Source organism: Polaribacter sp., assembly GCF_965660385.1.
Taxonomy (GTDB): Bacteria; Bacteroidota; Bacteroidia; order Flavobacteriales; family Flavobacteriaceae; genus Polaribacter.
The window spans coordinates 1-4,668 of the sequence record NZ_CBFHZT010000056.1 but is presented as its reverse complement, the minus strand read 5'-3'; the positions used below and the strand labels follow the sequence as shown (position 1 = coordinate 4,668).

Annotated in this window: 5 protein-coding genes; 2 read left to right on the top strand and 3 right to left on the bottom strand. The window is 29.9% G+C overall.

The features are described from left to right. Positions 1 to 430, bottom strand: a 430-nt coding sequence (locus ACTG3V_RS13185) for an FAD-dependent oxidoreductase (protein ID WP_439132635.1), incomplete at its 3' end; no start/stop codon positions are given. Between the two features lie 11 nt (positions 431 to 441). Between ACTG3V_RS13185 and ACTG3V_RS13180 the strand changes: the two genes are divergently transcribed. Both ACTG3V_RS13180 and ACTG3V_RS13175 read left to right on the top strand, forming a co-directional pair. Then, positions 442 to 1,005, top strand: a complete 564-nt coding sequence (locus tag ACTG3V_RS13180; RefSeq protein WP_439132634.1) for a heme-binding domain-containing protein — start codon at positions 442 to 444, stop codon at positions 1,003 to 1,005. Further along, positions 1,006 to 2,250 carry a glycosyltransferase gene (locus ACTG3V_RS13175; protein ID WP_439132633.1) on the top strand — a complete coding sequence of 415 codons (1,245 nt, stop codon included), beginning with the start codon at positions 1,006 to 1,008 and terminating at the stop codon, positions 2,248 to 2,250. Between the two features lie 69 nt (positions 2,251 to 2,319). Here ACTG3V_RS13175 and ACTG3V_RS13170 read toward each other — a convergent pair whose 3' ends face one another. After that, entirely contained in the window at positions 2,320 to 3,534 is a 1,215-nt protein-coding gene (locus ACTG3V_RS13170) for a carboxypeptidase-like regulatory domain-containing protein (protein WP_439132632.1), read from the bottom strand. A gap of 137 nt (positions 3,535 to 3,671) precedes the next feature. Beyond that, a partial coding sequence (locus ACTG3V_RS13165) for a M3 family metallopeptidase (protein ID WP_439132631.1) occupies positions 3,672 to 4,668 on the bottom strand: 997 nt, incomplete at its 5' end.

Here is a 4,668-nt window from a genome sequence, read left to right as displayed (position 1 = left end):
CAGTTGCTATAATGATATTTTTACCTTCAATAACTTCTGAAGAATCGTCACTTTTTGTGATTTTTACATGCGTTGCATCTTCAAAAGAACCCAAACCTTCAAAAACATCAATATCATTTTTATCCATTAAATATTTTATTCCACCAGTTGTAGTTTCTACAACTTTGGCTTTTCTATCTATCATTTTAGAAAAATCAAAAGAAGGTTTTTCAACAGAAATCCCATGTTCTTCAAAATGATGAACAGCATCATAATAATGATGAGAAGAATCTAACAATGCTTTTGATGGAATACAACCCACGTTTAAACAAGTTCCTCCTAAGGTTGAATATTTTTCTATAATAGCTACTTTTTTACCTAATTGTGAAGCTCTAACTGCAGCAATATATCCTCCAGGACCAGAACCAATAACAATAATATCGTATTTCATAATGTATTTTAATGGAATTTAAATACAAAAATAAGGATATTTTTAGAGAATACTATTCAAATTATGTAGATTTACCTTTTGTAATTTATAAAGCAAATTCAATGAAAGTTTTAAAGAAAATAGGTATTGTTGTACTTTTAATATTGATTATAGCACAATTTTTTGGCCCAGAAAAAAATAATGGAAATTTAGATACTGTAAATGCTTTTATTGCTGAAACAAATCCGCCAGAAAATGTGGTTGCGATAATGAAAACCAGTTGTTTTGATTGCCATTCAGCAAAAACAAATTACCCTTGGTACAATGCCATAACTCCTGTGAATTATTGGTTAGATGAGCATGTAAGAGATGGAAAAAAACATTTGAATTTCTCTAAATGGAATGAATATTCCTTAAAGCGAAAAGAGCATAAAATGGATGAATTGTATGAAGAAGTTGAAAAAGGAGAAATGCCTTTAAACTCATATACCTGGACACATGCTGAGGCCAACTTAACACAAGACCAAATTGATGCTATTGTAACTTGGGGTAAAAAAGCACAAGCAGCATACAAGCAACAAATGAACGCAAAATAATTGACTAAACCACATATTTTAATAATTGGTACAGTTTGGGTAGAACCCAATTCTTCTGCTGCTGGAAGCAGAATGTTACAGTTGATAGATTTATTTTTGCTACACAATTATAACATCACTTTTGCATCAACTTCGCAAAAAAACGCAAATGCTTTAGATTTAAATTCTTTAGGAATTACTGAAGTTTCTATTGAATTAAATTCTCCTTCTTTTGATGAATTTATAAAAAAGCTGAATCCTACAATTGTACTTTTTGATCGTTTTTTAACAGAAGAACAGTTTGGTTGGCGAGTTGCAGCGCATTGCCCAAATACACTTCGAATTTTAGATACCGAAGATTTACATTTTTTACGAAAAGTTAGACATCAACAACTCAAAAATAATGAAGAGTTTACCAATGAAGCATTATTAAAATCTGATGATACAAAAAGGGAAATTGCTTCGATTTTACGATGCGATTTGTCTTTAATTATATCGACTTACGAAATGGATTTATTGAAGTCTGTTTTTAAGATTGATGAAAATATTCTTTATTATTTGCCTTTTTTATTAGATAAGATTGATGAAAATCAAACCAAAAAATGGAAATCTTTTAACGAAAGGCAACATTTTGTGTTTATTGGTAATTTTTTGCACAAACCCAATGTGGATGCAGTAATCACTTTAAAAAATGCAGTTTGGAACGAGATTAGAGAGTATTTACCAAATGCTGAAGTTCATATTTATGGTGCTTATGTAAATCAACAAATACAAGAATTACACAACAAAAAAGAAGGTTTTATCATTAAAGGTTTTGCAGAAAACTCAAAAGAAGTTATAGAAAAAGCAAAAGTTCTTTTGGCTCCTTTACGTTTTGGAGCAGGTATAAAAGGTAAATTAGCAGAAGCAATGCAATGTGGTACACCAAGTGTAACTACAGAAATTGGAGCAGAAGGAATGTGTGATCGTTTTCCTTGGCCAGGTTTTGTAAAGGATAATTTTTCTGATTTTGCATTAATGGCAACAGAATTATATCGCAATAAAGAGATGTGGCAACTTTCTCAACAAACAGGAATTGACATTATCAATTTTATTTTTGATAAAGAAAAATTAGGTCCAGTTTTTATCAATACAATTGCAGAAATACAACAAAATTTAGAACAACACAGAACTCAGAATTTTTTAGGCAGTTTGTTACAATATCAAACTTTACAAGCCTCAAAATATATGAGCAAATGGATTGAAAGTAAAAATAGTATTCAGTAGGCAGTTTGCAGTTATAAGCATAACTTTAGTAACTTACTTATTGCAAATTGCCTATTGATTTACTGTCAACTAATTTTCTGGCACATAATCTAAAGGCAAAGCATTCGCAAATTTTTCATAACTCCAATATCCATCATAAAAAACAGCAAGAGGATTTACAAGAATTCCAGTTACATCTAAAACAATTTTATCATCCATAGGAATTATAGCAGAGGTTTGTGGTAAAGGTTTTCTTGGCTTACTAAATGCTCCTCTAGTAATGTAACCCATTTCTTCTTTTTCTTTTGTATACACTATACTTAAGTTATTTTCAAAAATCAACTGATACGCATTGTCTTTAAAAGCTAAGATATCCTCCTTTTTTAGTTTTGATTTATACAAATAATCTTTAAATTTTGGCAAACGAGATTTTCTAGAAATGATTAAAGCAGAATCTAAAGCGTTTTGTGGAATTTTATTTTTTTTAAGATTTAGAATTACACTTCTATTTGCTCTTATAATTTCTTTAGCTCTTTTAATTTTTTCTTCTGATGGTCTTTCTGGGTTTGGTACTCTTTTAAATTGATTTACGATAAAACCCTCTTGTGTAAAATTATCTTTTAAAAGCGATTTGTAAAAGTGCACAGGAGAACCATTATAGGCTTTTAATCGGTTTTTTTGCCAGCGTTTTTGTTTGCGTTTTCCTCCTTTTAATTGTTGGTATCTAGAATATCCTAAATAAGTAATGTAATTATCATTAATAATAAACCTTTCCAATTCGAAAGTTATTAAATACCCTAGGCTTTTGTGTTTAATAATTAGCGGTTTTCTAGCATAAGCCGTCAATTTATTAATCATAAATTCATATTCAAAACTTAACACCTCTGGATTTAGAATTTCACAATCAGCAGCTAATTCAGTATTACCAATAAATTCTCTTTTAAATACTGCTAAATTATTTTTCCATTTTTCATCATATACTATTTTTTTGAGAACAATTTCATCCAAAACATCGGCACTTTCTTCAAGAGTAAATACTAACGGTTTTTTATAAGTAGAAGTATTTAAGGCATAATTGATTTTTTTATAGCCTAAATAAGAAACAATCAATTCGTATTGTCCATCTTTTACAGGGATAGAAAATTTGCCATTTTCATTGGTAGTGGTGCCTAACATTGTGTTGTTTAAGTACACAGCTACGTTTTCTAAAGGTCCTTTTTCATAGTAAACAGTGCCTTTAATAACGGTTTGAGCAAAATTAGAAAGCGCAATTAATAATAGTAAAATAAAAAAATTGTTTCTCATAATATTTATAGTACGCATCAGAAACAATTTTATAACAATTTTTATAGATTATTATGATTAAAAGTAATCAGTAATCAGTATTCAGTTGCAGTTTCCAGTTATCAATTGACTGAAAACTGCGACTGAAAACTGAAAAACTAAACCAAGCCTGCTCTTTTTAATAAAGCATCTGGTTTTGGTTCTTTACCTCTAAAGCGTTTGTATAATTCCATTGGTTTTTCTGTACCTCCTTTAGACAATACATTTTCTTTAAATTTTGTAGCAACCTCTTTGTTGAAAATTCCTTTTTCTAAGAAATATTCAAAAGCATCTGCATCCAAAACCTCTGCCCATTTATACGAATAATAACCAGCAGAATAACCGCCTTGAAAAATATGAGAAAAAGCTGTACTCATACAATTTTCTGCAACATCTGGATATAATTTTGTTTCGGCAAAAGCATCATTTTCAAAATCTTTTATTGATGTAATTTTTGATGGATCTTCTGAATGCCATTTCATATCTAACAACCCAAAACTTAATTGGCGTAAAGTTTGCATACCTTCATGAAAGCTAGCAGATTCTTTAATTTTTTCAACATATTTCATTGGAATGATTTCTCCAGTTTCATAATGCTTCGCAAACAATTCTAAAGCCTCTTTTTCGTAACACCAATTTTCTAAAACTTGACTTGGTAGTTCCACAAAATCCCAAGAAACAGAAGTTCCAGACAAGCTGTTATACCTTGTATTGGCTAACATTCCATGCAAAGCATGCCCAAATTCGTGAAACAATGTTGTAACCTCATTAAATGTTAATAACGATGGTTTGGTAGCTGTTGGTTTGGTAAAATTACACACAATAGAAACATGAGGTCTTTCGTTAACGCCATCTTTAATTTGTTGCGTTTTGTAACTGGTCATCCATGCACCATTTCTTTTTCCTTTTCTTGGATGGTAATCTGCGTAAAAAACAGCAATAAAATTTCCTTTGTTGTCGGTTACGTTATACGTTTTTACATCTGGGTGATATTTATCGATATTAAAAACCTCTTCGAAATTTAAATCATACAAACGATTTGCGATTTCATAAACACCATCAATTACATTTTCTAATTTAAAATAAGGCTTTAAAATTTCTTGATCTAAATCGAAT

What these genes read in the sequence shown, in the direction of transcription:
- ACTG3V_RS13180 (WP_439132634.1), top strand. Translation starts at nt 442, where the DNA reads ATGGAATTTAAATACAAAAATAAGGATATTTTTAGAGAATACTATTCA.
- ACTG3V_RS13170 (WP_439132632.1), bottom strand. Translation starts at nt 3,534, where the DNA reads ATGAGAAACAATTTTTTTATTTTACTATTATTAATTGCGCTTTCTAAT.